The organism is Enterobacter dykesii, assembly GCF_008364625.2.
GTDB lineage: Bacteria > Pseudomonadota > Gammaproteobacteria > Enterobacterales > Enterobacteriaceae > Enterobacter > Enterobacter dykesii.
The window spans coordinates 2,499,855-2,526,059 of the sequence record NZ_CP126604.1 but is presented as its reverse complement, the minus strand read 5'-3'; the positions used below and the strand labels follow the sequence as shown (position 1 = coordinate 2,526,059).

Genomic DNA, 26,205 nt, shown 5'->3' with positions numbered 1-26,205 from the left:
TCCAGTTTTCCGCTCTCCTGGAGCAGGCAGTAAACGAAGCACAGCGCGACCTCGCGACACGTTTCTCTTCTCGATTTGACGGGCTTATCGCGCATATCAGCAAGTCTGAGCTCAATCGTACCGAGATTATCGAGTTATTAGGTCAAGAGTCGGCAAATTTGCACAACTCAATTTTCAATTGAGCAGGCTAACCACTTTTAAAAGGAAGCCAGAATGAGCATACGCATCGAGATTAATAACCAGTACGTCATCACCAGTGACCGCTATCAATTCATTTTGCAGGAGAAGAAGACCGCAACATCCGGGAAGAACAAAGGCAAGGATTGGCTGGACGTTGTCGGTTACTACCCGACTATCCCTAAGCTTATCTCAGGCCTGGTATTGCATGACCTTTTGACCAGCGATCTTATTGGCTTCTCAGCTTGGGAAGCTCGAATTGAACGCCTGGGGAAGCAATGTCTGGACGCCTTTAAATAGTATGTCCATCGAATCTCGGGGGCGTATTGCCCCCTCGCCACCACCACCATTTTTGAAGGGCGCCAGTGATTCATTCGTTGGTGCTTATCCCTGGAATAACGTCACTAAAGAGGCCATTGGCCGCGACAGACCCCTTACACGTGCCGAACTCCGTCAGGTGCAAGGTGTTTTAAACCGGATTGACGAGATTTATCAGGATGACCCGGAGCTGGTTGTCATCACTGGCCGTAAGCTGATGGCGGATAAATATTTCCCGATCGTCAACAAAGAGCAGGCAAACACCGAGTCGCTGGCCGCTGACATCATCATCAGCCAGAAGCGAATCGGCAACCTGCCAGCCGTGCGCGTGCCTTACTTCCCGGCAGATGCGCTGATGGTGACGCGTCTCGACAACCTGTCTGTCTACTTCATGGATGACGCGCACCGTCGCAGCATCATCGAAAACCCGAAGAAAGACCGCATCGAAAACTACGATTCAATGAATGTTGACTATGTGGTCGAGGCTTACGCCGCCGGTTGCCTGATTGAAAACATCAAGCTCGGTGACTTCACCGCACCTGCAGCACCGGAAAGCGGAGAGTAAGCCATGACGAGTCCCGCAGCGCGTCACATGATGCGGGTCTCGGCCTCTGAAACAGCGCAGCGGGCTGCCGTCCCGCTGCGCAACGCAACTGCCTATGAGCAGATGCTCGTTAAGCTGGCCGCAGACAACCGCACGCTAAAACAAATCAGCTCTAAAGAGCGCAAAGCCGCGAAAAAGCGCGAGCTGCTGCCGTTCTACCTGCCGTGGGTCGCTGGCGTCCTCGAAAACGGCAAAGGCGCACAGGATGACATCGTCATGACGGTGATGCTCTGGCGTCTCGATGCCGACGATATCGCCGGGGCGCTGGAAATCGCCCGTTACGCCATGACCTACGGCCTCACCATGCCGGTCGGTCGCCGTCCGACGCCGTGCCTGCTGGCCGAAGAGGTCGCGCTCGCAGCGCAGCGCCTGCTGGCGGCAAAGCAGCCGGTCAATCTGGCGAACCTGCTCGACACTATCGCGCTGACTGAACGCGCGGATATGCCCGATATCGTGCGTGCGAAGCTGCACAAAATCACCGGCTACGTGCTGCGTGATGCGGAGCAACTGCCCGAGGCGCTGGCGCACCTGCAGCGTGCGATCCAGTTAGAAAGCACTATCGGGGTGAAAAAGGATATCGAGCAGTTAGAGCGTCAGCTCAGACCAAAACCCGAACCGGCACCGAAAACCCAAACGACTAAACCGCGCACGCGCAAACCTGCCGCCAAACCAGCGGCACGGCGCGGGCGTCCACCAAAGGCGGCAAAAGCCGCAGGTTAACCGAGCGCTCCCCGAGCCGGGCGGCACGCCGGTCAATGCGGGTATCAATTGCCCTGACTGCGACCGGCGTCCACCGCCCACCCATTACCCGAGGTTGTCATGACGACGCTGATTATTGAGCCAAAAAAAGAGCCGCAGGATGTGCCGGGCGTGGTGATACCGCCACCGGGCGTGAGCGAGCCGGTAATCAAAAACACCCCGTTTTTTCCTGACGTTGATCCGAAGCGCGTGCGGGAAGAAATGAGACTGGAGCAGACCGTTTCCCCCGTGCGCCTGCGCCGGGCGATTAAGACCGCCATTGCGGAGACTAACGCGGAGCTGAGCGACTGGCGCGAAAGTCAGCTCGATGCCGGTTACGCCACGCTGGCGGATGTCCCGACCGACGAGCTCGACGGCGAGAGCGTGCGCGTTTTCCACTACTTCAACGCCGTGTGTTCGATGACGACGGCCACGCTTTATGAACGTTTTCGCGGCGTGGATGCGACCGGCAAAGGGGATAAAAAAGCCGACAGCATCGACAGCACTATCGATGAAATGTGGCGGGATATGCGCTGGTCTGTGGCGCGCATCCAGGACAAAGCGCGCTGCATTGTGGGGCAAATCTGATGAAAGCGTATGCGCTGCAGGGCGACACCCTCGACGCAATTTGCGCCCGGTATTACGGGCGTACTGAGGGCGTGGTCGAAACCGTCTTAAAGGCTAATCCCGGCCTGTCCGAGCTCGGTGTGATCCTGCCACACGGCACGGCAGTAGAGCTGCCCGAGACCGAGAGCGCGGCCAGAACCGAAACGGTGAATCTATGGGACTGAGCATGGAAAAAATCACCACGTTTATCGCCTACTGGCTGGCCGTGGGGCTGGCGTATGTCGGGGCAATGTCCCCCGAAAAGATGGCGCTTTACGTGGGAGGCGGATGCGCCATTTTTACCGCGCTGACGAACTACTGGTTTAAGCGCAAAACGTACCTCTATCTGACATCGCTCGGACTCGATAAAGGGGCTATTCGTGAAATCAATCGTTAAAAAATGCAGTGTGGCCGCCGTGCTGGCGCTGGCAGCGCTGATGCCTGACTTTCGTCTGCTTAACACCTCGCCCGGGGGGCTGACGGCGAAAACCGTCACCGGTGTTAAGCCGCGCATTCTCGGCGTGCCGGGGCTGGACACGCAGGAAGTGGCGACCGCGCTTGCGTCGACCTGCCAGAGCCTGCGCGCATTCGGCTACGTGAGCGCGTGGGGCTGCAAGACCATTTCCGACGCCATCAAATACCGTGAGAATTTCAGCCAGCGCGAGCTTATGGTCATTCACCCTGATTTTCTGGCATGGGACACCACGGCGAACGAAACCGATATTGCATGGGCGACCGCCCGCGCGCTCGGCCTGCGCGCCAGAATCGACCAGACAATCGGCTGGCACAAAACGCTGTCAAACGTTGGCGTGAATGGCGTCACCGGCGTCAGTGCCTCGGTCTCATGGGATTTGCAGGAGCAGGCCACCGACGCCAACCTGCTGAATCAGGCCGGGGTGACAACGCTCATCCGCAACGACGGCTTTAAGTTTTGGGGCAACCGCACCTGCTCGGACGATCCGTTATTCGTGTTTGAAAACTACACCCGCACGGCGCAGGTGCTGGCCGACACGATGGCAGAGGCGCACGCGTGGGCGATGGATAAGCCCGTTTCCGCAACGCTCATCCGCGACATCGTCGCCGGTATCAATGCCAAATTCCGCGAGCTGAAAAATAACGGCTATATCGTTGACGGCTCCTGCTGGTACGACCCGGAGTCAAACAGCGTGGAAACCCTCAAAGCCGGGAAGCTGTATATCGATTACGACTACACCCCCGTCCCGCCGCTGGAAAACCTGACCCTGCGCCAGCGCATCACCGATACCTATCTGGCAGACCTCTCAGACTCGGTCAACAGCTAAGGAGCTCAGAGCATGGCGTTACCACGCAAACTGAAATACCTGAACATGTTTAACGACGGTCTCAGCTACATGGGCGTCGTTGAATCCGTCACCCTGCCAAAGCTGACCCGCAAGCTTGAGAAATATCGCGGCGGCGGTATGCCGGGCTCGGTGTCTATTGACCTCGGCCTCGACGACGACGCCCTGTCGCTTGAGTGGACGCTGGGCGGCCTGCCTGACGTTGAGCTGTGGGCGCAGTACGCGTCACCGGGTGCCGACAGCGTGCCGCTGCGCTTCACCGGCTCATTCCAGCGCGATGACACCGGCGCAATTTCCGCCGTTGAGGTGGTCATGCGTGGCCGTCACAAGGAGTACGACGGCGGCGAAAACAAACAGGGCGAAAGCGGCACGACCAAAATCGCGACCGAGTGCGCGTACTACCAGCTCACGATTGACGGCAAGGAGGTCATCGAGATTGACGTCGTCAACATGGTGATGAAAGTCGACGGAGTCGACCGTCTCGCTGAGCACCGCCGGGCGATTGGCCTGTAACCCGTTAACCGGTCAGGCAGGTTGGCCGGTCACGTACTCACATTCAAAGAGAGCAACATCATGGAAAACATCAACGAAACCGCCACCACCGAAACCGAAAACCCGAACATTGTGATCCTCGATAATCCAATCATGCGCGGTGAGCAAAAAATCGAACAGGTGACCGTGTCCAAACCCAACGCCGGTACTCTGCGCGGTGTGAGTCTGGCCTCGCTGGCAAACTCTGACGTCGATGCGCTGATTAAGGTGCTGCCGCGCATGACGTATCCGGCGCTGACCGAGCCCGAGGTTATGCGTCTGGAAGCGTCAGACCTGATTTTGTTCGCCGGTAAGGTGGTCGGTTTTTTGTCGCCGTCTTCGGCTCGCTGACCTTCCCGGATAACCTTACGGTCGATGACCTGATGGCGGATATCGCGGTGATATTTCACTGGCCGCCATCAGAGCTGAATTCCCTGAGCGTGACCGAGCTCATTACATGGCGCGAAAAGGCGCTGCAGCGAAGCGGACACCACCATGAGCAATAACGTCAGGATTGAGGTACTGCTGAACGCAGTAGACCGGGCAAGCCGACCGCTCAAAGCTATCCAGACTGCCAGCAAGACCCTTGCCGGCGACATCCGCACTTCTCAAAACAGCCTGCGCGACCTGAATGCGCAGGCTGGCCGAATTGACGGATTCAGGAAAGCGAGCGCACAGCTTGCCGTGACAGGCCAGTCGCTTAACGAGGCGAAACAGGAAGCCGCCGCGCTGGCCGTCCAGTTTAAAAACACGCAGAACCCGACAACCGCGCAGGCGCGCGCGATGGAGGCGGCAAAGAAATCCGCCGCTGACCTGCAGCTCAAATACAACAGCCTCAGGCAGTCGGTACAGCGCCAGCGCACCGAGCTCGCGCAGGCCGGGATTAACACCCGTACTCTATCGGCGGATGAGCGCAGACTGAAAACCAGCATCAGTGAGACGACCGCGCAACTTAACCGGCAGCGCGAGGCGCTGGCGCGGGTCAGTCAACAGCAGGCGCGACTCAGTCGCGTTAAAGAGCGTTATCAGGCCGGTAAATCCCTTGCCGGAGGCGCTGCAGCGGCAGGCGCGGCGGGCGTCGGTATCGCCACGGCGGGAACAATGGCCGGAGTGAAATTACTCACGCCCGGTTATGACTTTGCACAGAAAAACTCTGAGCTGCAGGCCGTGCTCGGCGTTGATAAACAGTCACCCGAGATGGAGGCGCTGCGCAAACAGGCACGCCAGCTCGGGGACAATACCGCTGCGTCTGCAGATGATGCGGCGAGCGCGCAGATTATCATTGCGAAAAGCGGCGGGGATGCCGCAGCGATTCAGGCGGCGACGCCGGTCACGCTGAATATGGCGCTGTCTAACCGTCGCTCGATGGAAGAAAACGCCGCGCTGCTGACGGGTATGAAATCCGCGTTTCAGATGTCAAACGACCAGATCGCACACATCGGCGACGTGTTGTCGATGACCATGAACAAAACGGCCGCTGACTTTGACGGGCTGAGCGACGCGCTGACCTATGCTGCGCCGGTGGCAAAAAATGCCGGGGTCAGTATCGAGCAGACCGCCGCGATGGTCGGCGCGCTCCATGACGCCAAAATCACCGGCTCGATGGCGGGGACGGGCAGCCGTGCCGTCCTGAGTCGCCTGCAGGCTCCGACCGGTAAGGCATACGAGGCAATCAAAGAGCTCGGCGTTAAAACGTCTGACAGCAAGGGCAACACGCGCCCGATATTCGCCATTCTGAAAGAAATGCAGCGCAGTTTTGAGAAAAATAATCTCGGAACAAGCCAGAAAGGCGAGTACATGAAAACCATCTTTGGTGAGGAAGCCAGCTCGGCGGCGGCGGTACTGATGACCGCGGCATCTAGCGGCAAGCTCGACCAGCTCACGGCGGCGTTTAAAGCCTCGGACGGGAAAACCGCTGAGCTCGTTAAAATCATGCAGGACAACCTCGGCGGTGACTTCAAAGAATTCCAGTCAGCCTATGAGGCCGTCGGTACTGACCTGTTTGACCAGCAGGAGGGCTCACTGCGTGAGCTCACTAAAACCGCCACGAAATATGTTTTAAAGCTCGACGGCTGGATCACCAATAACAAAACACTTGCGTCAACCATCGGGTTAATTGCAGGTGGTGGGCTGGCGCTGATTGGCGTACTGGGTGGGATTGGCCTGATAGCGTGGCCGGTGGTAACGGGTTTCAACGTGATTATGGCCGCTGCCGGTGTTCTCGGTGCAAATCTGGCCGCAATGGGGGCGGCCATTGTCTCTGTGCTCGGGGCGCTTACCTGGCCGATTGTGGCTATTGGCGTTGCCATCATCGCCGGTGCGCTGCTCATCCGCAAATACTGGGAGCCAATAAGCGCATTTTTCTCAGGCGTAATGGAGGGGATAAAGCAGGCTTTTGCCCCTGTAGTGGAGTTATTCGAACCGTTAAAGCCGGTTTTTGACTGGCTGGGTGACAAACTTAAAGCGGCGTGGCAGTGGTTTAAAGACCTGATCGCACCGGTTAAGTCGACGCAGGAGACGCTCGACAGCTGCAAAAATGCGGGTGTGATGTTCGGTAAGATGCTGGCCGAAGCGCTGATGTTACCGCTCAAAAGCTTTAATACATTGCGTACCGGCGTTAACTGGTTACTGGAAAAGCTCGGGGTTATCAATAAAGAATCAAGCGACCTTGACCAGAAGGCCGCAAAAGCCAATGCTGCCACCGGCTCGCAAAAAGGGTCTTATATTCCGGCAACTTCAACATATGGAGGCTATCAGTATCAGCCGGTAACTGCGCCCACGGGTAAGACTTACGTCGACCAGAGCAAGCCAGAATACAACATTAACCTGAATGGTGGCATTGCGCCGGGCAGCGACCTCGACCGTCAACTGCGTGAGGCTGTCGATAAACTCGACCGTGAAAACCGTGCGCGTCAGCGCTCAAGTATGCGTCATGACTGAGGGGGATAAAGCATGTTAATGGTTTTAGGTTTATTTGTGTTTGAGCGCCGCACGCTGCCCTATCAGTCTATGCAGTATTCGAAGGATTACCGCTGGGCGTCAAACGACCGTATAGGAAAGCCACCGGCTTACCAGTATCTCGGGGAAGGGGAAACCACGCGTACGCTGTCGGGCGTGCTTTATCCCGAAATTACCGGCGGACGCCTGTCACTGACCGCCATCGAGCTGATGGCCGACGAGGGGCGCGCGTGGCCGCTGATTGACGGAACGGGCATGATCCACGGCATGTATGTCATCGACAAAGTGACGCATACGCACACCGAGCTATTCAGCGACGGGGCGGCGAGAAAAATCGAGTTTAGCCTTTCTCTTAAGCGGGTCGATAAATCGCTGGCGGCCATGTATGGCGACCTGAAAACGCAGGCCGACAATCTGGTCACGTCTGCCGGTGACTGGCTGGGAGGACTGGCGGGATGATTACGGGAATGGATATTCAGGCCGGGGCGAAGATAGCCCCGGCGTTTATGCTCAAGCTGGATAACGACGATATCACGCAGGATTTTAGTGACCGCCTTATCAGCCTGACCATGACCGACAATCGCGGATTCGAGGCCGACCAGCTCGATATCGAGCTCGATGACACTGACGGTCAGATAGCTTTGCCACCGCGCGGCGCAACGTTGACGCTGTGGTTAGGCTGGCAGGATTCAGCGCTGATAAAAAAAGGGACATTCACTGTCGACGAAATCGAGCACAGGGGCGCGCCTGATACGCTGACCATCAGGGGGCGAAGCGCTGATTTTCGCGGGTCGCTGAACTCGCGCCGGGAACAGTCATGGCATGACACCACGCTCGGGCAAATTGTCGAGACGATTGCGGCACGCAATAAGCTGACGGCCAGCGTGGCCGACACCCTGAAAGCCGTCGCCGTGCCTCACATTGACCAGTCGCAGGAATCGGACGCGGTGTTTCTTTCCCGCCTGGCTGACCGGAACGGTGCGGCGGTTTCGGTAAAAGCGGGGAAACTGTTATTCCTGAAAGCGGGGAGCGGTAAGACGGCCAGCGGAAAGCCCATTCCACAGATGACGCTTGAGCGCGGCGACGGCGATCGTCATCAGTTTGCCATTGCTGACCGGGAAGCCTATACCGGCGTGACGGCAAAATGGCTGCACACCAAAGACCCGAAGCCGCAAAAGCAAAAGGTGAAGCTCAAGAGAAAGCCCAAAGAGAAACACCTCCGCGCGCTGCAGCACCCGAAAGCGACCAAAGCCCCGGCAAAGGCCAAAGCCAAAAAAGAGCAGGAAGCGCGCGAGGGTGAGTATATGGCCGGTGAGGCTGACAACGTGCTGGAGCTGACGACCATTTACGCGACAAAGGCGCAGGCCATGCGCGCCGCTCAGGCGAAGTGGGACAAGCTGCAGCGCAGTGTTGCGGAGTTTTCAATCTCGCTGGCGATCGGCCGGGCAGATTTATTTCCTGAAACGCCAATCGTGGTGAAAGGGTTTAAGCGCGTCATAGACGAGAAGGCGTGGATAATCAGCCGGGTGGTGCATAACCTCAACAGCAACGGCTACACGACGGGCTTAGAGCTTGAGGTTAAGGTTTCGGATGTGGAGTGCGAAAGCGAAGAATTAATGCAGTGATTTGTTTTTAAATATTTGTTATATAAGGAAAAATTGAGTAAATTAACACATCGGAAATTAAATGAGGTGCTCGCCATGTTTCACTGTCCAAAATGCCATTTTGCCGCTCACGCCCGCACAAGTCGCTATTTTACCGACACGACCAAAGAGCGCTATCACCAGTGCACAAACATCAACTGCAGCGCGACATTTGTGACCACCGAAACGGTCGAGCGCTTTATCGTATCGCCGGGGGTGGTAGTACCAGCAGCACCGCACCCGTCTAGGTCAGGACAGCAACAGATTCAATGGATGTGACTCTTCATAAAACCCGCAGATGCGGGTTTTTGATAATAATTAGTTTGCACTTGCGGTATAATTTAATACCGTAAAATGCAAAACAGACTTAACTCAAATTAATTATCCCCAACACGCCTGGTTTATTTTAAATAAAATCAATAGTTTTCTGTGGTGATAAATTGTGTTAATGTAATTAACTGTTAAAATATTGGCATTGTATTTATCGCATCCATACAATCAACAAAATATACTTAAGTGAGCAATTTTATTATGCTTTGTGTTTACTAAATGGGAAGTGTTATGAAAGAAAAAATAGATCTCAAAAATCCGCTTACAAAGAAAGTAATAGGGCGCATCCAAACACATTTTGCAATATGTTTGGATAATACACTTCAGATTGAAAAATCTGTTAATGCAATTCTGTTTCCATTGAAACATGAAAGTCGGCCTGAGCAAATTGGAAGTGGTGTATTTGTTAATATAAAAGGTGAGTACTTCGTGTTTTCTGCATCGCATGTATTTGATGCTATAGGTGAACATGAGTTATTAATGTCGTGTGAAGGTGAAGAGAGGGTAACGACGTTTAAAGGTGATAGGTTCAGTACAGCAAGGGGGGTATCTGGAACGCATAATGATGATCCTTACGATTCATCAGTATTTCATATACAAGATTCGATAAGCGATAACATAAAAAAACTTGCTTTAAACTATGATGATCTTGATAGAACGGTCTCGGACAGTTTCGACCACTCGTATATAGTTAGTGGATTTTATTCAAAAAATTCTAAGTTACGTAACAGCACTATCAATTGTAAACGTGAAAGTTTTGGCTCTAGGGAGTTGCTCAAAGAAGACTATGAGTTGTTAGGTATTGATAGAGAATGGCATCTCTCTTTGGCATACGAAAAAAATCTTCTTAAAAATGGCATTTTTACTCTTTCTCCGACACCGCAAGGCTTCAGTGGTGGTGCTATTTTTAAATTTAATTCGTTTGATTTAAATAAGTTGTGTATTAAACCAAAAATAGAGAGACCTAAACTTTCTGCTATAACAATTGAATATAAAAAAGAAAAAGGTAATATCCCTGGGACATTGATTGGATCACGCATAACACAGCACTTAGCCCTTATAAATAAGTATCTTCCAGGTTTATTAGACGATTGCTGATACTATTATATTAACTTATTAATTATTCGCTATAAGAAGCCCCGCATTTGCGGGGCTTTAAGTATCGATGTGGTCAATGAGTGGACGTGGCATGAAATAAATCCTTTTATTTCATTTGGTTGAAGTGTTTAAAAAGGCTCCTGAGGGAGCCTTTCAACAGATTATAAAAATTAGCTACAGTCTTTAAAAATGGTACATAATTCGTTCAGCTTATAATTTGTTTTGTTTATAAACACATCTAATGGGATATCAGGGCTCCCTAAAATGAATTTAGTATCATTTTTAGTATAAGTTCCTATAATTTGCTGTCTGGGGGTCAGGTGAGTAGCCGCATTCGAGCGCAATAATTCATTAACTGATGGTCTGGTTTCATAAGGTATACAAAAAACAGACTCATTTGAAGCAATGATGAGAGTCGAACTGTCTTTACCAATCAAGTTTTTTACTGCATTCACATCAACTGGAACGTTATTGCATGTGTTAAAATTGGCGAGGAGTTTAAGTTTATTATTTTCTCCTTCCAGTTTGTAAAAATTAACCCCATATGGCATGGTTTGCTCTTGAATATTATCATTAATGCCTGTCTGGACATTAAGTGGCCCAGACGAAATACCGATAAGTCCCTCAGAAAACAAAGGAGATGCAACGTTAAGTTCTCTTCTATTGAAAATACCGCTTTCATTTATTTGGTACTGTGTCGTACTATTATGTGTTAGTTCATAACCACATAATCCTTGTTTACTTTTCGATGTTACTGAACAATCATTTATATAAAAAAGAATGTTATCTTCGGCAGTAATTCTTTGCGCGTTTAAGGCAAAGGCTTCAAAATAAATGCTCTTGATGTTTTTATTCTTGTCAGCGGATCCGAAGAGAGGCCATTTATATTCTTGTTGGCCAATTGTCAATTTGCCATCTTTAAATGAGAATTTGTCATTTAGGGAAGGGTAATTCTATAGTGAAGACGAAAACCCTAGATAATCACTAATGTTTTTAGAGTTTTCCCATGATTGTAATATCTGGCTTTTCTCATTGCGAAGTAAACTGTGACCAAATCCAAAATCAGGTTTATCAGCCGAAGAGACGTCAAGTATAGTCGGCCAGACATCCAGTAATGTTCCTGGTTTGGCGATTTTAGTAGGTTTAATTCCTTTTTTTATAATAATAAAATTGTTCCTGCGCTTGTCCTGAATGCTGTCAAGCTCTTTACTGGCAGCGTTAGCCATCATCAAATGATCTGAAACAAGAACAATGATTGTATTGTCAAAATGGTCTGAGTTGATGATTTTTTTAATAAATGTACCAACAAGATAATCAGAACAACTTGCTGATTTAAACATAGGGTTACTGATGGCAGCATTAATATATCCATCGCAAGCAGATAAATAGGTACCTGCTGGCGGATGAGTATTGACGGTTAAGAATGAGAGGAGAAAGTTATTTTTTGAGGTCGATAACTTTTCAAATTCATTATATACATAGTCAATGAGCGAATCATCATGAACACCCCATCCACTAATTTCATTTTGATTTACTACGAGATGATTAAGCAAATATTGTTTATCATGTTGATAAATCCAGCCATGCTGAGAAAAGAACTTATCCCCTCCAGCAAATTCTTTATCACTCCCACGTATAAATTCCGTAGTGTATCCATTTTTTTTCAAATGCGTTGCAATGCAATCAGCCCCACCCAAGAAATGAGACATATTATTCGCTGAATTACCCTGAGGGAGGACTAGTGGGATAGCACATTGGGTATTGACCATTCCTGCCATTGTCCACCCCATACCCGGAATTTGACGTATGTCAGTGAATTCAAGATATTGATCTGCAAGTTTACTTATTTGTGGAATATAATTGATGCCATCAATGTTTCTCAGTGAGCGTTCAAGGCTCTCAGCATAAATAAAAACATAATTGTACTTTTTATTCATCTTGTAATCAATGCTGTTATACTGCCTGGCCACTTTCACCCCATTCCCATAGGACAAATTCTGAAGCGAATTGTATATATTTTGGGTTGCATTAGATTGAAAAACGAAAAGTGAAAGGGATGTAATAAATAAAAAGTTAAAGAATGTGACATTGTGTCGTGGTAATTTTTTTCGAAATTTGAACGACGCAAATAATATCGCCATAGAAATCAAAATAAATATGCTGGCTGCAAAAACTTTAGGCAATATATCATCAATAGACGTCCCGTGAACATCACTTCTCAGATGATAATAAACTGCATCATTTACACCATTTCCGGTAAACATATTTGATATATACCAGAAAGCAAATATAAGTAATGCAATTACCACCACAATCGATTTGATTCTGATAAATGCAGCATTAGCAAAACAAACGGCCAATAATAATACTAATAAGATATAATCCATAACAAAACTTTCTAAGTAAAAGAGATGAATGGATTATATCTTTTTTCATTCAAAAAGGTAGTAGGGCAATGCAACGTTAGTTTGTTACCCTACATTTACCCGATTGATTTAAAACACTTTCTTGTACGGTCTGACCGTCACTTTTGCATACACACCCGCTGCAACATACGGATCTGCGTCAGCCCATGCCTGAGCGGCTTCCTGGGATTCAAACTCAGCAATCACAGTGGAGCCGGCAAAACCGGCGGCGCCCGGATCGTTGCTGTCTACTGCAGGCATGGGGCCGGCGGTCAGTAAACGACCTTCATCCTGGAGCAGCTGCAAACGTGCCAGGTGTGCAGGGCGCACAGACTGGCGTTTTTCGAGCGAATCAGCAACATCTTCAGAGTAAATCACGTAAAACACGGCGAAGCTCCTTAACCGGTAAAAGTGTCAGTTACGTTATGTGAAAGGGCAAACGACTGCAATGTAAAATAAAAACAATGTTAATACCCTGATCTGAATGCGCCTTTTTTGGCCTCTCATGCGCTAAAGTTGCGTCAGAACAAAGTGTCTTATTGAATATGATTGCTATTTGCATTTAAAATCAGTGTTCGGTTTTTTAACGTTGATGATTATGACTTCGATGACCCTTGATTTACCTCGCCGCTTTCCCTGGCCGACGCTGCTTTCTGTCGTGATTCACGGTGCCGTTGTGGCGGGTCTGCTGTATACCTCGGTTCATCAGGTTATTGAAATGCCCGCGCCCGCGCAGCCGATTTCCGTGACGATGGTATCGCCAGCGGATCTTGAACCGCCGCAGGTTGCCCCTCCGCCGCCGCAGCCGGTGGCTGAACCGGAGCCAGAACCCGAGCCCGTTCCGGAGCCACCGAAGGAAGCCCCGGTGGTGATCCACAAGCCTGAACCGAAGCCAAAACCTAAGCCGAAGCCAAAACCGGTGAAAAAGGTCGAGGATCGTCCGAAACGCGAGGAACGTCCGGTTGAACCGCGCGCGACCCAGACGGTGGAGAATGCGGCGCCTTCGCGTCCGGTGATGAATAACACCGCAGCCGCGCCTAAGCCGACAATCAGTGCCCCTGCGGGTCCGCGCGCGCTGAGTCGCAACCAGCCTCAGTATCCGGCGCGAGCGCAGGCCTTGCGTATTGAAGGCCGCGTACGGGTTAAATTTGACGTTACTGCCGATGGTCGCGTGGATAACGTGGAAATATTGTCCGCTCAGCCTTCTAATATGTTTGAGCGCGAAGTGAAATCGGCGATGCGCAGATGGCGCTATGAGGCCGGGAAACCGGGCAACGGACTGATTGTGAATATTGTTTTCCGCCTGAACGGCGGGGCGCAGATGGAATAAAAAAAAGCCTCCTGATGGAGGCTTTTTTTTGCCTGTCGATCAGGCCTGCGGAAGTTGACGAGGTTTACCCTCGCTATCCACTGCAACATAAATAAACAGCGCTTCGGTGGCCTTATAACGCTGCCCAATGGGTTCCGAAGAGACTTTCTTAACCCATACTTCAATGTTGATTGAAATAGAGGTGTTGCCGCGTTTGACGCAGCGTGCGTAGCAGCAAACCACATCTCCCACCGCAACCGGGCGCAGGAAGGTCATGCCGTCCACTCGCACAGTCACCACGCGCCCGTGGGCAATCTCTTTTGCCAGAATTGCGCCGCCCATATCCATCTGCGACATCAGCCAGCCGCCAAAAATATCGCCATTGGCATTGGTGTCAGCGGGCATTGCCAGTGTGCGTAAAACCAGTTCGCCCTGCGGGGCGTTAGTTGTTGTCATTGTTTTAACTCGTAACGGAAGACTTCAGGCGGGATGCTACTATGATTTCACAGTGGAGAGAATAGACCAGAACGCCTGTCGTTGACGTTCTGGTCAGTCATTAATCAGTGCTTGTCGTCTTGCGGCATGTGGCGATAGATGTATACGCCGCTTAACAGCGTGAAGATAAGCGTCAGCGCGGTCAGGCCGAAGACCTTAAAGTTGACCCAGATATTCTGCGGCAGCCAGAAGGCAATATAGATATTGGCAAGACCACAGAGAATAAAGAAGACCGCCCAGGCGATATTCAGACGGGACCAGACTTCCTGAGGCAGCGTCAGCTCTTTGCCGAGCATGCGCTGGATCAGCGGCTTTTTCATGACCCACTGGCTGATTAACAACGCGCCCGCAAACAGCGCGTAAATGACGGTCACTTTCCACTTGATAAATTCATCATTGTGGAAGAACAGAGTAAGCCCACCGAATACGGCGACCAGGACGAAGGTGATCAGCGCCATTTTTTCGACTTTACGATAGCGAACCCAGCTGTAGATCAGCACCACAGCCGTTGCAACGATCAGCGCAGTGGTCGCGGCATAAATGTCGTACAGCTTATAAAAAGCAAAAAAGACCACGAGCGGTAAAAAATCAAGAAACTGCTTCATTCTGTGATTCCATCTTCTGAGCGGGGCGGGAGGCTGCGATGCCCCCGCCTCAGGATTACTGACGAATTAACATATACAGGCGGAACAGATAGACCAGCAGTATCGCTGAAATCAGGTTGCTCAGCGTATTCGCCACCACGGCGCCAACGTTTGGCGTTAATACCGCAAAATTCGGTGCAAACAGCAGCAGGAGCGTTTTGGCGAGCAGCCAGCCGATCACGGCGGGCGCCACCAGACGCATATTCGCCCATGCCAGCCTGATGCTGCTGCGCATTGCGGTAAAAATCCCCATCTTATCCTGCACCACCATCACCGGGGCAAATGAGAGCACGATAGCCAGTAATACGCCCGGCACCACGACCAGCATAATCCCCATCTGCACCAGCAGGGTGGTTAAAAAGATCAGAATAAACAGCTTAGGTAAGACCGGCGCGCTGGCACCAATCGCTCGTAAGGCGCTGACCCGGTGACCCGCCGATACCAGCTGAATCATCAGCAAAACGCCGCCCGCCAGAACCGCATTACCAATCAGGCCTGAGAACGTGGACGCGGCAGAAGCGCGCAGCAGGATTTGCTGCTGTTCCGGCGTCATGTTTTGCACCAGCTCAAACAACCCCACGCTACCCGCAAGATGGTCGCCCTGGCTCAGGCTGGCAATCTGTTCTTCACTCGGTGAGAAGGCATGGCCCAGCACCACCGTGATAAAGGCGCAAAGCAACGCGATCAGTAAAAAGGTAATGAACTGATTGCGGAAAAAGTTTCCCGTGTCACGGTAGACAGACTTCGCCGTGATAGACATGCACTCTCCTTGAGTATTGCAGGTGTTAATTAGCCGGCAATTGTACACCGGATGCACCTGCTGTGGCAGCATCAAGGCTTGTATGGAAAAGCATATCTTTGTAAAGCGGTGGTAATCCAACGCGCGCCCGGGCCCGATTGCAGGCTTCGTTGACCTGGCCATCTTCCCCCGACATGGCAAATTCCCGGCACGGGCTGGGCCGGTCATCATAGATAGAACACCGGGTAGAGACCCCAGGCTCACCCTGTAGCGCCACGCAGCGGGCCTGCTTTTGGTTTGTGCCGCTCATGCAGCGCAGAAAGGGCGTTAACGGCTCAGTAAGATGAACCGGAACGGTACCGCCGCCATCGCTGGCTTCGGCCCAGTAGAAAGAGACTCGAAAATACGCACAACAGGCTCCGCACGTCATGCACGGGTTAATATCACTCATGGCACACCTGCAAAAGAAGAACGCATCAAATCAACTTGTGAGAGCGATAAATTATCCAGCCGTCAGAGGAAGAGCAAGAGGGGGAAAAGGGAAAATTTTGTAACCGTGAAATGCCAAAAATTGACATGGAAACAACTTATTGCTTTTCGGTACGCCACAAAAAATTAACCCAGATCAATGAATGTTAACTTACTGGTTTTAATGTGATCTGTGGCAGATCACTTATTACTCATTTGTGAGTATATTCTCATCCGCGATTAAAACCACAACGATGGAGCGGATATGAAAAAATTAGCGGTGGCAGCCCTTGTATTAAGCAGTCTCTCTGGCGGCGCGTACGCGCATGAAGCAGGCGAATTCTTTATTCGTGCCGGTTCGGCTACGGTTCGCCCAACTGAAGGCTCGGATAACGTGCTGGGTATGGGCGGTTTTAACGTCAGTAATAACACCCAGTTAGGGTTAACGTTCACCTATATGGCGACGGAAAACGTTGGTGTTGAGCTTCTGGCTGCAACGCCGTTCCGTCATCGCGTAGGTCTGGGCGCAACGGGTGATATCGCTACGGTTCACCATTTACCGCCAACGCTGATGGCGCAATGGTACTTTGGCGATGCCAGCAGCAAGGTGCGTCCTTATATTGGCGCCGGTGTAAACTACACCACCTTCTTTGACGAGAAGTTTAACGATACCGGTAAAGAGGCCGGTCTGACCGATCTCAGCCTGAAAGATTCGTGGGGTATGGCGGGGCAGGTCGGTCTGGACTATCTGATTAACCGCGACTGGCTGATCAACGCCTCGGTCTGGTACATGGATATTGATACGGACGTACGCTTCAAGGCGGGCGGTCAGCAGCAAAGTATCAATACTCGCCTGGATCCGTGGGTGTTTATGTTCTCTGCGGGTTATCGTTTCTAATCCCCCGTCAAACTGGCCACAGGGTGGCCAGTTTGCTTTGCTCACTTCAAAACGACGGATAAACCGGCCGCTCATCAAGCTTTACGCAGTGCCTCAAGATTTTTTCCCCATCATATAAATAGCTGAAAGCGTCGCTGGACAGGGAATGGAAGAGAATATCGCCGTTGGCAAACGGGATAATTTCGGTATCACCCGCACGTTTATGTCCCGCGCCGGTTTCAAAATGACCGTGCCATCGTTCCTGGGTATGGTCATAAACGTGCAGAATGACCTCGACAAGTCCTCGTTGCGGACAATTAAGGCGCAGGAAGGTGGAAGAGAAATTCAGGGACAGCGCATGGAAGGGAATCAATAAGGCGAAAACCAGTAAAGCTCGTAAATACATCAAACCGCGAAAACCTCCTTCAAAAGAGAAATGAGATTTTACTTAAGTTAAAAATCGCGTTTTTGCCGTGGATCAAGATGTCTTATAATTCAATGCGATAAAGGCCTCCGACGAGGCCCTTAGCGATTATTTTTGAATCAGATAGCGAATGGTCGGGCCATCCTGCTGGATATCCAGCACCGTGTAGCCGTGGTTTTTCGCATCCAGCGGAATATTGTTGATGGACTGCGGACAGTCGCTAACCACCTCCAGAATTTCCCCTTTTTTGAGCTGCGGTAGGGCTTCAAGCGTGGCAACAGCCGGATAAGGGCAGGGCTCACCGACCATATCCAGACGGTAATCGGGCACGATCTCTTTCATGCAGCATTCTCCTGGGTTACTGTTTTAACACTCGCGCGACGGAAGAAGCGTTTCTCCTGTGCGACAACCAGTAAAAAAGCCACTAGCAGCAGGGCGTAGGTGACCAGCAGGCCGCCAAGGGGGCCGAAGGTGCTCAGCAGGTTGACCTTGTCCCAGCTCGTGGCCAGCGCCGGGGAGAGATCGTCCCAGAAGTACGCCAGGATCGTCGAGCCGATAACATTTCCCAGACCCACCCACCAGTAGTGCACCTGGCCTTCGACGGCGCGGTACATCCAGCCGGTTTCACACCCGCCAGCTAGCACAATCCCGAAGCCAAACAGCAGGCCGCCGATCACGGCGTTAGGCCCAGCCCACATGATTTTCGGTTCGACGCCCAATTGAACATAGCTGAAGATGCCGATGGCGCTGACCGCCATCCCGGCGATAATCGCCTTTGCCATCATCGTGCGGCCGGTGATCCACATATCGCGAAACGCGGACGTAAAGCAGATCTGCGCGCGTTCAATGAGCAGACCAAAACCCACGCCGAACAGCATCGCCAGGCCGAGTTTGGGCTGATTCATCGCAGTGCAAAGCGCCCAGGCGACCATAGCCAAAAAGACCAGCATACCGAGGCGGAAACGACGACGCGCCTGGTCCGGCTTCTGGGTTAACGGAGACGCTGCGCTGACTTTTGTCATTTTCACCGGAATGCGGAACAGCGGTAGCAGGGTGAATTTTGCACCGAAGTAAGAGCCGATGGCCGTGGCGACAGCAAAGAACCAGGCGTGAAGCGAAAACTGAGGAATCCCCGTAAAGAAAGCGGCCAGGTTACAGCCCATCGCCAGGCGGGCGCCAAACCCGGCAATGATACCGCCGACTACCGCCTGCATTATGCGAATGCGGCTTTTGGGCATCCGCAACTTAACGTTGTTTGCCCACAGCGCCGCCGCGAAACAGCCGCCGAACATGCCGACGATCATCATCCCGTCGATGCGGGTCAGCGGTGTGCCGTCCAGATGGATGAGTTTAAAGTAACCCCACTCCTCGGCATGTACGCCTGCGAGCTGTAGCAATTGACCACCCCAGCGGGTGAACTCGCCGGTCACGGCCCAGAAGGTGCCGGTGATGCCGAAATAGTAGGTAGAGAGAATGCCTGCCGCGATAACGGCCGGAACAGGTGACCAGAACTTAACCAGGTAAGTCTGTTTGAAGTATTGCCATGACATGAATAAGCCTCTGAACTCAGAAGGATTAGAGATAAAAAAGAGTCCAGATCATACGCGTGCACGCCGGAATGGAAAGCCATTAACGCCGAAAATATCGACGGGATCAATTTTGAGGTAATCCGTTGTAGAAGGTGGGGAAGGAGGGGGAACCGTCTGGCAGGGATGCCAGACGGTAGAGGGGTCAGGCTTTACGCGTCGCCGCTTTCATTGACGTTACGAACGCTTTCAGCTCGGCCAGCATCTGCTCTGGCTTGTCCACGTTCTTCTCGATGATCTTCACAATCGCGGAGCCGGAGATGGCACCTGCCGCCTTCGCGTCAATCGCTGCGGAGACCTGGTCCGGGGATGAAATCCCGAAGCCCTGCAGCGGCGGCGCGGCATGGTACTCGGCCAGCTTCTCCACCAGATGATGCAGCGGCAACGCCGCTTTATTCTCGGCACCGGTCACGCCCGCGCGGGAGAGCAGGTAGGTATACCCGCGTCCGTAAGAGGCAATCTGGCGCAGCAGTTCGTCATCGGCGTTCGGCGGGCAGATGAAAATCGGGGCGACGTTATGGCGCATCGCCGCCTGACGGAACGGGGCGGACTCTTCAACCGGCACGTCGGCGACCAGAACAGAGTCGACGCCCACGCGTGCGCATTCGGCGTAAAACTCATCGATACCGCGGTTGAACACCAGGTTGGCGTACATCAGCAGGCCAATCGGAATGGTCGGGTGCTTCTGGCGTATCGCCGCCAGCATCTCGAAGCACTGGGTCGGCGTCACACCGGAGGCAAATGCGCGCAGCGTCGCATTCTGGATGGTCGGGCCATCTGCCAGCGGGTCAGAGAACGGAATACCCAGCTCCAGCGCGTCGGCGCCGGCTTCAATCAGGGTGTCGATAATCTTCAGCGACTGTTCCGGGCCCGGGTCGCCCAGGGTGACGAAGGGAACGAACGCGCCTTCCTGGCGGGATTTCAGTTCTGCAAATACGTTATCGTAGCGTTCCATCAGATTTCCCCTCGTGCTTTCAGAATATCGTGAACGGTGAAGATATCTTTGTCACCGCGGCCGGAAAGGTTCACCACCAGCAGCTGTTCTTTTTCCGGATTGTCTTTCATCATTTTCAGCGCGTGCGCCAGGGCGTGGGAAGACTCCAGCGCCGGGATAATCCCTTCGCTGCGGCACAGCGTTTTAAAGGCTTCCAGCGCTTCGTCATCGGTAATGGAGACATAGTCCGCGCGACCGGTGCTGTTCAGATACGCATGCTGCGGCCCGACGGACGGGAAGTCGAGGCCGGCAGAGATAGAATAAGATTCTTCAATCTGGCCTTCATCGGTCTGCATCATCGGGGATTTCATCCCGAAGTAGATCCCCACGCGGCCATGCTTCAGCGGCGCGCCGTGTTCACCCGATTCAATGCCGTGACCGGCTGGCTCGACGCCAATCAGACCCACGCTGGTGTCGTCGATAAAGTCTGCGAACATGCCGATGGCGTTAGATCCGCCGCCAACGCAGGCGATCACCGCATCCGGCAGGCGACCCTCTTTTTCGAGGATCTGCGCTTTGGTCTCTTCACCGATCATGCGCTGGAATTCGCGCACGATAGTCGGGAACGGGTGCGGGCCAGCCGCGGTACCAAGCATATAGTGTGCGGTTTCATAGCTGCCAGACCAGTCGCGCAGCGCTTCGTTACAGGCATCCTTCAGCGTCGCGGAGCCACTGTGCACCGGGATCACTTCTGCCCCCATCAGACGCATGCGGAAGACGTTCGGAGATTGGCGCTCAACGTCTTTCGCCCCCATATAGATGCGGCATTTCAGGCCGAGCAGGGCGCTGGCAAGCGAAGAGGCCACGCCGTGCTGACCCGCACCGGTTTCGGCGATGATTTCGGTTTTGCCCATACGTTTCGCGAGCAGCGCCTGGCCCAGCACCTGGTTAGTTTTATGCGCGCCGCCGTGCAGCAGGTCTTCACGCTTCAGATACAGCGTGGTTTTGGTGCCTTCCGTCAGATTGCGGCATTTGGTCAGCGCGGTTGGACGACCGGCGTAATTTTTCAGCAGGTCGGTAAATTCCGCCTGAAACGCAGGATCCTTCTGCGCGCTGACAAACGCTTCTTCCAGCTGGCGCAGCGCGGGCATCAGGATTTGCGGGACGTACATCCCGCCAAACTCACCAAAATACGGGTTAAGTAATGTCGTCATCTTCTCTTCCTTAATATGCACGCAGAGTTTTAAAAACCGAGGCCAGCTTGCTGGCATCTTTGATACCCGGTTGGGACTCTACGCCTGAATTGAAATCGAGGCCTGCGCAGCCGGTTTTGGCGGCTTCTACGCAGTTGTCCGGGCTTAATCCGCCCGCCAGCAGAACGTTGTCCAGCTTTTCGCCGTTCAGCAGCGACCAGTCAAAACGCTGGCCGGTTCCGCCCTGGCCGTTATCGAGGACGTATTTATCCACGTGATTCAGGTTACGCGGGGGCAACGTATCGTCAACGCGTTGCGCTTTCCAGATCTGCACCTGCGGTGCCAGCGCGGCGCGCAGGGCATCAATATAGCTCTGGTCTTCATCGCCGTGGAGCTGCACCGCGCTCAGGGATAACGCGTCGGCTTTGGCCGCAACGTCTGCAATATCTGCATTGCGGAAAACACCCACGTAGCTGAGCGGAGCCGCGGCGATGACCTTACGCGCCTGCTCTTCGCTGATCGCGCGAGGAGAGGAGTCCACAAAGATCAGCCCGCCGTAAATCGCCCCGGCTTCATACGCGGCCTGAGCATCCTGTTCGCGGGTTAAGCCGCAGACTTTGTTTTCACCCAGCAGCACGCGACGCACAGCCGCATTGAGATCGTCATGTTCCATCATGGCGGAGCCAATCAGGAATCCGTTGGCGAAGTGGCTCAGCTCGCGCACCTGAGCGTAGCTGTTAATACCGGATTCGCTGATCACCGTAACACCAGACCCCAGACGCGGCGCCAGCTGGCGCGTACGGTTAAGGTCAATCGACAGGTCACGCAGATCGCGGTTGTTAATGCCGACCACTTTGGCTTCCAGCGCAATCGCGCGTTCCAGCTCCTCTTCGTTGCTCACTTCGGTCAGCACGCCCATGTTCAGGCTGTGCGCCACGGCGGAAAGCTGGCGATACTGCTCGTCGTCGAGCACCGAGAGCATAAGCAGGCAGGCGTCGGCCTGGTAAAAGCGCGCCAGCCAAATCTGATACGGGTCGATAATAAAGTCTTTGCACAGGATCGGCTGCGGCGCGATGCCGCTGACGATCGGCAGAAAATCGAAGCTGCCCTGAAAATATTTCTCATCCGTCAGCACGGAGATGGCTGACGCGTGATGCTTATAAATGCCGGCAATACGCGCCGGGTCGAAATCGTCACGAATAACGCCTTTGGACGGGGACGCTTTTTTGCATTCAAGAATAAACGCGGTGCGCGTACCCCGCAGGGCGTCATAGAAACGACGGCTGCTCGGGACGACGTCATTCTGGAAACTGGCAAGCGGCTGCTGTTGCTTGCGGGCTTCCACCCAGATGGCCTTATCGGCAACGATTTTCGCTAAAACGGTCTGCATTCTTTACCCTCTTGCCGCAAGTGCGGTAACGCGATCGTAAGCTGCACCGGAGCGCAGTACATCCAGAACTTTTTGAACGTTGGCCTTCAGGTCTTCCTCACCGTGCAAACGCATCAGCATGGCGACGTTGGCAGCAACGGCGGCCTCATGGGCGACCTCTCCTTTACCTTGTAATAAGCGCGTGAGAATGTCACGGTTTTCTTCCGGCGTCCCGCCAGCCAGCGCTTCCTGATGATACGGGGTTAAACCAAAGTCAGCGGCTTCAAGCTGGTAGCTGAGGATTTCACCGTCGCGCAGTTCGGCCACCAGCGTAGGCGCATGAAGAGAAACCTCATCCATACCGCCGCTGTGCACCACGGCGGCACGTTGATAGCCCAGCACGCGCAGCGTCTCGGCAATCGGCAGCACCAGCTCAGGGCTGTAAACGCCAATCAGCGCCAGCGGCGGGTGCGCCGGGTTAATCAGCGGGCCAAGCACGTTAAACAGCGTGCGGGTTTTAAGCTGCTGACGAACCGGCATCGCATGGCGGAAACCGGTGTGATACTTCGGCGCAAACAGGAAGCAGACGCCCAGGTCATCCAGCGCTTCGCGGGAACGCTCGGCGTTCATATCGAGATTAATGCCGAATGCCGCGAGCAAATCGGACGAGCCTGACCGGCTGGAAACGCTGCGGTTACCGTGTTTCGCGACCTTCAACCCACACGCCGCCGCCACGAAGGCGCTGGCGGTGGAGATATTGATGCTGTTACTGCCGTCACCGCCGGTACCGACGATATCCGCAAACTGATAGTCCGGGCGCGGGAACGGGGCGGCATTTTCCAGCAGGGCCGTGGCGGCACCGGCGATTTCCTGCGGGCTTTCGCCGCGCACCTTCATGCTCACCAGCGCTGCCGCCAGCTGTTCAGGCTTCAGCTCACCGCGAACCACGGCGGAGAAGAGCTGATGGCTCTCCTGCTGACTCAGGGTCTGAGCCTGGTAGAGTTTTTCCAGAATCGGCTGCAGGGTGTTGGTCTGCTCCAGCTTCTGCAACGCCCAGTCCAGCGTCTGCTCGAGCAGACGGGCGCCATGGGAGGTCAGGATCGATTCCGGATGGAACTGCATTCCGCAAACGCGATCCGCGTCGTGACGTACCGCCATTACCATCCCTTCAAACGAGGCGTTGATCGTCAGCCCGGCGGGAATGTTGCTGCCGACCAGCGAGTGGTAGCGCGCGACCGGGAGCGGATTCGGCAGCCCGGCAAACATTGCCTGGCCGTCATGTTCAATGCTGGACGCCTTACCGTGGAGGATTTCACCTGCCTGGCCAACGTAGCCGCCGTAGGCTTCAACAATCGCCTGATGGCCGAGGCAGATGCCGATTATCGGCAGCTTGCCGCGCATACGGGTCAGCAGCTCCGGCATACAGCCCGCTTCGCTCGGTGCGCCTGGCCCCGGGGAGAGCATCAGCACCGGGTTTTGCATGGTGGCCAGGCGGTCAATCAGGGTCTGGGCCGGAACGTGGTTGCGATAGATAACGACGTTATGGCCATTCGCACGCAGCTGATCTGCCAGGTTGTAGGTAAAGGAGTCGATATTATCGAGCAGCAGAATGTCAGCCATCAGAAAATCTCCTGTGCATGGTGTGCGGTAGCAATGGCGCGAAGGACCGCTCGGGCTTTACTGCGCGTTTCGTCAGCTTCAGACTGCGGAACGGAATCAAGAACAATCCCGGCACCCGCCTGGACGGTGGCAATCCCGTCTTCGACATAGGCGGAGCGGATTACGATGCAGGTATCGAGATCGCCGTGGGCGGTGAAGTAACCCACCGCGCCGCCGTAGCTGCCGCGACGGCGTCCTTCGGCGGCGGCAATCAGCTGCATGGCGCGTACTTTCGGCGCGCCGCTGAGGGTGCCCATGTTCATACAGGCGCGGTAGGCGTGCAGCACGTCCAGATCGTGGCGCAGCTCGCCGACCACGCGGGAGACGAGGTGCATCACGAACGAATAGCGGTCGACTTTGGTCAGGTCCGCCACGTAGCGGCTGCCGGGAGTACAAATGCGTGCCAGATCGTTACGCGCCAGGTCAACCAGCATCAGGTGCTCGGAGAGTTCTTTGTGGTCGGTACGCATCTCCAGCTCGATGCGGCTGTCCAGATCCCGGTCCAGCGAGCCATCGGCGCGACGTCCGCGCGGACGGGTACCGGCAATCGGGTAGATCTCAATCTGACGGCTGGTGGCGTCATATTTCAGCGAGCTTTCCGGCGAGGCGCCGAACAGCGTGAAGTCGTTGTCCTGCATAAAGAACATGTACGGGCTGGGATTGCTTTTCTTCAGCACGTCGTAGGCTGCCAGCGGAGACGGGCAGGGCAGTGAGAAGCGACGGGACGGCACGACCTGGAAAATTTCCCCGGCGCGAATCGCTTTTTGCATCTGGCGAACCACGGCGCCGTACTGATCGTCGGTCTGGTTAACGTCGCAGGTCATTTTCTCTACACGCTGCACCGGCAGCGCGGGCGGCGCTTCCGTCATCTGCTGCTGCAGTTGAGCGATACGATGCTCAAGACGGTCTTTCTCAGCAGTTGAAGGCGTAAACAGGCTGGCCTGAATGCGGGTGTATTGTTTCTGATGGTCGATCACCAGCAGGGTTTCGGCCAGATAAAAGCAATAGTCCGGGCAGCGATTACCCTGCTCGGTTTCCGGCAAATCTTCAAAACCGGCAACCAGGTCGTAAGCAAACAGCCCGCCGAAGAACATCGCCTCTCGCTCGTCTTCCGGCACGGTGACGAGGTTCTGCAGCAGGCGGAAGGCATCGAAAACGGACAGGGAGCAGAGGCGCGCGTCTTCGTCCAGCAGCTGGCTCACCGGCGGGAAATGCAGAATACGCATTTCCGGGTGACGTTCATTTTCAATGCCTGACGGCAGAGCGGCATCCAGCAGCGGCAGCAGCGATGCGCCATTGTCTGATAATGCCTTGATGGTGACAGTGTCACCTAAAGCGGTAATGCGCAGCGCGCTGTCGACCAGCAGCAGGCTTTTGAGATCGTCCTTGCTGTCGATATCCGCAGACTCAAGCAGCAGCGTTGCCGGACGAGCCCCGCACACCTGATGAAACAGCGCGGTCGGGTTGTGGCGATAGGCCGCCTCGCAGGTCAACAGTTCGAGATGAGGTTTGGCTGTTTGCATGTTGTTGTTCTCATATTTTGTTCAAAAAAAAGCCCGCTGGGTAGCGGGCGGGTATCTGTTTGCATTTCGCAGACGCGTGACACTGCCCGAAGATCAGGAAGTGCGCCACCAGCCGTGAAGAGCGAAATGTGCTGTCATTTTCAGATACCTTTCTCGTGTGAACTTGCGTACTAGTTAACTAGTTCGATGGCCAGTTGTCAACCCTTGATTTCAGAATTTCGCGTTAAGTCGGTATCATGGTGTTTTCGGATGTCTCCA

32 protein-coding genes, 2 pseudogenes and 1 other annotated feature are annotated in these 26,205 nt (G+C 53.7%); of the genes and pseudogenes, 18 read left to right on the top strand and 16 right to left on the bottom strand.

Annotated features, from left to right (window positions below):
• Positions 1–17 precede the first annotated feature (17 nt).
• The 16 genes and pseudogenes from F0320_RS12160 (at position 18) to F0320_RS12085 (ending at position 10,322) form a co-directional block, all read left to right on the top strand.
• On the top strand, positions 18–182 hold the full coding sequence (locus F0320_RS12160) for a DUF2732 family protein (protein WP_149323801.1): 165 nt from the start codon (positions 18–20) through the stop codon (positions 180–182).
• Positions 183–213: 31 nt separating this feature from the next.
• Positions 214–477: a DUF5405 family protein gene (locus F0320_RS12155; RefSeq protein ID WP_149323797.1), complete on the top strand. Its 264-nt coding sequence runs from the start codon at positions 214–216 to the stop codon at positions 475–477.
• Positions 478–649: 172 nt separating this feature from the next.
• Positions 650–1,060: pseudogene (locus F0320_RS12150) on the top strand (P2 family phage major capsid protein); the annotation flags it as partial.
• Positions 1,061–1,063: 3 nt separating this feature from the next.
• Entirely contained in the window at positions 1,064–1,819 is a 756-nt protein-coding gene (locus tag F0320_RS12145) for a terminase endonuclease subunit (RefSeq protein ID WP_149323796.1), read from the top strand.
• A 99-nt stretch (positions 1,820–1,918) separates the two neighbouring features.
• Positions 1,919–2,425 carry a head completion/stabilization protein gene (locus F0320_RS12140; protein WP_052119535.1) on the top strand — a complete coding sequence of 169 codons (507 nt, stop codon included), beginning with the start codon at positions 1,919–1,921 and terminating at the stop codon, positions 2,423–2,425.
• Entirely contained in the window at positions 2,425–2,628 is a 204-nt protein-coding gene (locus tag F0320_RS12135; protein WP_047651144.1) for a tail protein X, read from the top strand. Before F0320_RS12140 ends, F0320_RS12135 begins: the two co-directional genes overlap by 1 nt.
• Entirely contained in the window at positions 2,619–2,840 is a 222-nt protein-coding gene (locus F0320_RS12130) for a hypothetical protein (RefSeq protein WP_001354073.1), read from the top strand. The genes F0320_RS12135 and F0320_RS12130 overlap by 10 nt, the downstream gene beginning before the upstream one ends.
• Positions 2,841–2,919: 79 nt before the next feature.
• A pseudogene (locus F0320_RS12125) lies at positions 2,920–3,744 on the top strand (phage tail sheath subtilisin-like domain-containing protein); the annotation flags it as partial.
• A 12-nt stretch (positions 3,745–3,756) separates the two neighbouring features.
• Positions 3,757–4,275, top strand: a complete 519-nt coding sequence (locus F0320_RS12120) for a phage major tail tube protein (protein ID WP_149323795.1) — start codon at positions 3,757–3,759, stop codon at positions 4,273–4,275.
• A 60-nt stretch (positions 4,276–4,335) separates the two neighbouring features.
• Positions 4,336–4,644 carry a phage tail assembly protein gene (locus F0320_RS12115; protein ID WP_059290894.1) on the top strand — a complete coding sequence of 103 codons (309 nt, stop codon included), beginning with the start codon at positions 4,336–4,338 and terminating at the stop codon, positions 4,642–4,644.
• Positions 4,641–4,799 (top strand): GpE family phage tail protein, encoded by a 159-nt coding sequence (locus F0320_RS12110; protein WP_316326013.1) that lies wholly within the window; start codon positions 4,641–4,643, stop codon positions 4,797–4,799. The genes F0320_RS12115 and F0320_RS12110 overlap by 4 nt, the downstream gene beginning before the upstream one ends.
• The gene (locus F0320_RS12105) at positions 4,789–7,233 is read left to right on the top strand and encodes a phage tail tape measure protein (RefSeq protein ID WP_149323794.1); all 2,445 of its coding nucleotides are present in this window, start codon (positions 4,789–4,791) and stop codon (positions 7,231–7,233) included. Before F0320_RS12110 ends, F0320_RS12105 begins: the two co-directional genes overlap by 11 nt.
• 12 nt (positions 7,234–7,245) lie before the next feature.
• Positions 7,246–7,710, top strand: coding sequence for a phage tail protein (locus F0320_RS12100; RefSeq protein WP_126300571.1), 465 nt, complete (start codon positions 7,246–7,248; stop codon positions 7,708–7,710).
• Complete coding sequence (locus F0320_RS12095; RefSeq protein ID WP_149323793.1) at positions 7,707–8,876, top strand: phage late control D family protein; 1,170 nt, start codon at positions 7,707–7,709, stop codon at positions 8,874–8,876. The genes F0320_RS12100 and F0320_RS12095 overlap by 4 nt, the downstream gene beginning before the upstream one ends.
• A 75-nt stretch (positions 8,877–8,951) precedes the next feature.
• Positions 8,952–9,173, top strand: coding sequence for a DNA-binding transcriptional regulator (locus tag F0320_RS12090; RefSeq protein WP_149323800.1), 222 nt, complete (start codon positions 8,952–8,954; stop codon positions 9,171–9,173).
• Positions 9,174–9,455: 282 nt separating this feature from the next.
• Positions 9,456–10,322 (top strand): hypothetical protein, encoded by an 867-nt coding sequence (locus F0320_RS12085; protein WP_149323792.1) that lies wholly within the window; start codon positions 9,456–9,458, stop codon positions 10,320–10,322.
• Between the two features lie 170 nt (positions 10,323–10,492).
• Here F0320_RS12085 and F0320_RS12080 read toward each other — a convergent pair whose 3' ends face one another.
• From F0320_RS12080 to F0320_RS12070, 3 genes are all read right to left on the bottom strand, one after another.
• Positions 10,493–11,230, bottom strand: a complete 738-nt coding sequence (locus F0320_RS12080) for a hypothetical protein (protein ID WP_149323791.1) — start codon at positions 11,228–11,230, stop codon at positions 10,493–10,495.
• Positions 11,231–11,275: 45 nt separating this feature from the next.
• Positions 11,276–12,709: a phosphoglycerol transferase I gene (locus F0320_RS12075; RefSeq protein WP_149323790.1), complete on the bottom strand. Its 1,434-nt coding sequence runs from the start codon at positions 12,707–12,709 to the stop codon at positions 11,276–11,278.
• Between the two features lie 108 nt (positions 12,710–12,817).
• On the bottom strand, positions 12,818–13,114 hold the full coding sequence (locus F0320_RS12070) for a YciI family protein (RefSeq protein WP_023327637.1): 297 nt from the start codon (positions 13,112–13,114) through the stop codon (positions 12,818–12,820).
• Positions 13,115–13,334: 220 nt separating this feature from the next.
• Between F0320_RS12070 and tonB the strand changes: the two genes are divergently transcribed.
• A complete protein-coding gene (gene tonB / locus F0320_RS12065) occupies positions 13,335–14,057 on the top strand; it encodes a TonB system transport protein TonB (protein WP_126328809.1) in 723 nt (240 codons plus the stop codon).
• A 39-nt stretch (positions 14,058–14,096) separates the two neighbouring features.
• Here tonB and yciA read toward each other — a convergent pair whose 3' ends face one another.
• From yciA to F0320_RS12045, 4 genes are all read right to left on the bottom strand, one after another.
• The gene (gene yciA, locus F0320_RS12060; RefSeq protein WP_008502796.1) at positions 14,097–14,492 is read right to left on the bottom strand and encodes an acyl-CoA thioester hydrolase YciA; all 396 of its coding nucleotides are present in this window, start codon (positions 14,490–14,492) and stop codon (positions 14,097–14,099) included.
• Positions 14,493–14,596: 104 nt separating this feature from the next.
• Positions 14,597–15,136 (bottom strand): septation protein A, encoded by a 540-nt coding sequence (locus F0320_RS12055; RefSeq protein ID WP_023312088.1) that lies wholly within the window; start codon positions 15,134–15,136, stop codon positions 14,597–14,599.
• Between the two features lie 55 nt (positions 15,137–15,191).
• Positions 15,192–15,935 (bottom strand): YciC family protein, encoded by a 744-nt coding sequence (locus tag F0320_RS12050; protein WP_047651123.1) that lies wholly within the window; start codon positions 15,933–15,935, stop codon positions 15,192–15,194.
• A gap of 25 nt (positions 15,936–15,960) precedes the next feature.
• A complete protein-coding gene (locus tag F0320_RS12045) occupies positions 15,961–16,365 on the bottom strand; it encodes a YkgJ family cysteine cluster protein (RefSeq protein WP_047651122.1) in 405 nt (134 codons plus the stop codon).
• Positions 16,366–16,647: 282 nt separating this feature from the next.
• Between F0320_RS12045 and ompW the strand changes: the two genes are divergently transcribed.
• On the top strand, positions 16,648–17,280 hold the full coding sequence (ompW, locus tag F0320_RS12040) for an outer membrane protein OmpW (RefSeq protein ID WP_023312086.1): 633 nt from the start codon (positions 16,648–16,650) through the stop codon (positions 17,278–17,280).
• Positions 17,281–17,326: 46 nt separating this feature from the next.
• Here ompW and F0320_RS12035 read toward each other — a convergent pair whose 3' ends face one another.
• The 9 genes from F0320_RS12035 to trpL all read right to left on the bottom strand — a co-directional run bounded on the left by F0320_RS12035 (position 17,327) and on the right by trpL (position 26,085).
• Positions 17,327–17,665 carry a hypothetical protein gene (locus tag F0320_RS12035; protein ID WP_126328725.1) on the bottom strand — a complete coding sequence of 113 codons (339 nt, stop codon included), beginning with the start codon at positions 17,663–17,665 and terminating at the stop codon, positions 17,327–17,329.
• Positions 17,666–17,791: 126 nt separating this feature from the next.
• Complete coding sequence (gene yedF / locus F0320_RS12030) at positions 17,792–18,025, bottom strand: sulfurtransferase-like selenium metabolism protein YedF (protein WP_003856774.1); 234 nt, start codon at positions 18,023–18,025, stop codon at positions 17,792–17,794.
• A complete protein-coding gene (gene yedE / locus F0320_RS12025) occupies positions 18,022–19,233 on the bottom strand; it encodes a selenium metabolism membrane protein YedE/FdhT (protein ID WP_126328724.1) in 1,212 nt (403 codons plus the stop codon). Before yedE ends, yedF begins: the two co-directional genes overlap by 4 nt.
• 181 nt (positions 19,234–19,414) lie before the next feature.
• On the bottom strand, positions 19,415–20,224 hold the full coding sequence (gene trpA / locus F0320_RS12020; protein ID WP_126328723.1) for a tryptophan synthase subunit alpha: 810 nt from the start codon (positions 20,222–20,224) through the stop codon (positions 19,415–19,417).
• Positions 20,224–21,417, bottom strand: a complete 1,194-nt coding sequence (gene trpB, locus F0320_RS12015; RefSeq protein ID WP_149323789.1) for a tryptophan synthase subunit beta — start codon at positions 21,415–21,417, stop codon at positions 20,224–20,226. The genes trpA and trpB overlap by 1 nt, the downstream gene beginning before the upstream one ends.
• A gap of 10 nt (positions 21,418–21,427) precedes the next feature.
• Positions 21,428–22,786 (bottom strand): bifunctional indole-3-glycerol-phosphate synthase TrpC/phosphoribosylanthranilate isomerase TrpF, encoded by a 1,359-nt coding sequence (gene trpCF / locus F0320_RS12010; protein WP_126328722.1) that lies wholly within the window; start codon positions 22,784–22,786, stop codon positions 21,428–21,430.
• A gap of 3 nt (positions 22,787–22,789) precedes the next feature.
• Complete coding sequence (gene trpD / locus F0320_RS12005) at positions 22,790–24,385, bottom strand: bifunctional anthranilate synthase glutamate amidotransferase component TrpG/anthranilate phosphoribosyltransferase TrpD (RefSeq protein ID WP_126328721.1); 1,596 nt, start codon at positions 24,383–24,385, stop codon at positions 22,790–22,792.
• Positions 24,385–25,947, bottom strand: coding sequence for an anthranilate synthase component 1 (locus F0320_RS12000; protein WP_126328720.1), 1,563 nt, complete (start codon positions 25,945–25,947; stop codon positions 24,385–24,387). Before F0320_RS12000 ends, trpD begins: the two co-directional genes overlap by 1 nt.
• 23 nt (positions 25,948–25,970) lie before the next feature.
• Positions 25,971–26,064 (bottom strand) — a sequence feature (Trp leader region).
• Positions 26,041–26,085 carry a trp operon leader peptide gene (gene trpL, locus F0320_RS11995; protein ID WP_071524153.1) on the bottom strand — a complete coding sequence of 15 codons (45 nt, stop codon included), beginning with the start codon at positions 26,083–26,085 and terminating at the stop codon, positions 26,041–26,043. It overlaps the preceding feature by 24 nt.
• Positions 26,086–26,205 lie beyond the last annotated feature (120 nt).